1 protein-coding gene is annotated in these 1,279 nt (G+C 69.0%); it reads right to left on the minus strand.

Annotated elements, in window-relative coordinates; all coding sequences use genetic code 11:
- Positions 1 to 52: 52 nt before the first annotated feature.
- Positions 53 to 1,279, minus strand: a 1,227-nt coding sequence (locus AS93_RS0113650) for an IS66 family transposase (RefSeq protein ID WP_027591134.1), incomplete at its 5' end; no start/stop codon positions are given.

Raw genomic sequence — 1,279 nt, forward strand, 5'->3', positions numbered from 1 at the left:
CGTAAGCGTCCGGCCACCACACCTACCTCTCGACCTCACCTTGTGCTGAGCCTTAGCTGCCGAGCGCTGCCCAGCCCGAAATGGGCAGCAGGCTGTCGATATCCCGGTTGCGCGTAGTCGGGAGCCGTGTGAGTACGTCAGTCAGCCAGGCCTGCGGGCAAAGGCCATTGGCCTTGGCGGTGGCGACGAGGCTCATGATCGCGGCGGCGCGCGGGCCGGCGTTCGTGCCGCCGATGAACAGCCAGTTCTTCCGGCCCAGCGTGATCGGGCGGATGGCGTTTTCGATCGGGTTGTTGTCGATCGGGCGACCGCCGTCCTCGAGGTAGCGCAGCAGCGCGGGCCAGCGGCTGAGCGCGTGATTCACCGCCTTGGCGAGGCCGCTGTTCTTCAGCGTTTTGAGGCCCAGCGCCTGCAGCCAGTCGTGCAGCTCGGTCAGCTTCGGCGCGGCGTGCTGCTGGCGATAGGCGCGCAGCGCCTCGCCGTGGAGTCCTTGGTCCTTGGCCTCGGCTTCGATGCGGTACAGCACGCCGACGCGTTCGACGGCCTCCTGTGCCAGGGGGCTGCCGCTGGCCTGGACGACCTCGACAAACTTGCGGCGCACATGCACCCAACAGGCGAGCTCGGTGACGCCCTCGCGGAACAGCGCCTTGTAGCCGGCGTAGTCGTCGACCATGAGCGCGCCGCGCCAATCCCCGAGGAACTCGCGTGCGTGCTTGCCGCTGCGGCTGTCGGCGTAGTCAAACACCACGATCGGTGGCCCGGCGGTACTTCGGTAGGCGAACAGATAGCTCTGCTGGGTCTTGCCGTTGCCCGGATCCAGCGTGTCGACCGGGGTCTCATCGGCATGCAGGCAGACCTGTTCGCGTAGCTTCTCGCGCAGTCGATCGGCCAGCGGCTGCAGGGCGACGCCGCAGGCGCCGACCCAGTCGGCGAGCGTGCTGCGCGGCAGCTCGATGCCGGCGCGGGCGTAGATCGTCTGCTGCCGGTACAGCGGCAGGTGATCGGTGTACTTGGCCAGCAGCACCTGCGCCAGCAGCGAGGGCGCGGGCAGGCCGCGGTCGATGATGGCGGGTGCGACCGGCTCGGCGACGGCGGTCTCACACGCCCGGCAGGCGTACTGCGGATGGACGTGGCGCTCGACGTGGAACTTCGCCGGCGTATACGCCAGCTTCTCGCTGACGTGCTCACCGATCTTGACCAGATCCGCCGCGCAGGTGGCGCAGGTGCAGCCGCTCGCGGGCTCGTGCACGGTGATGACGCGCGGCAGCTCCGGCGGCAG

This window comes from Pseudomonas sp. RL (assembly GCF_000647775.1).
Classification (GTDB): Bacteria; Pseudomonadota; Gammaproteobacteria; order Pseudomonadales; family Pseudomonadaceae; genus Serpens; species Serpens flexibilis.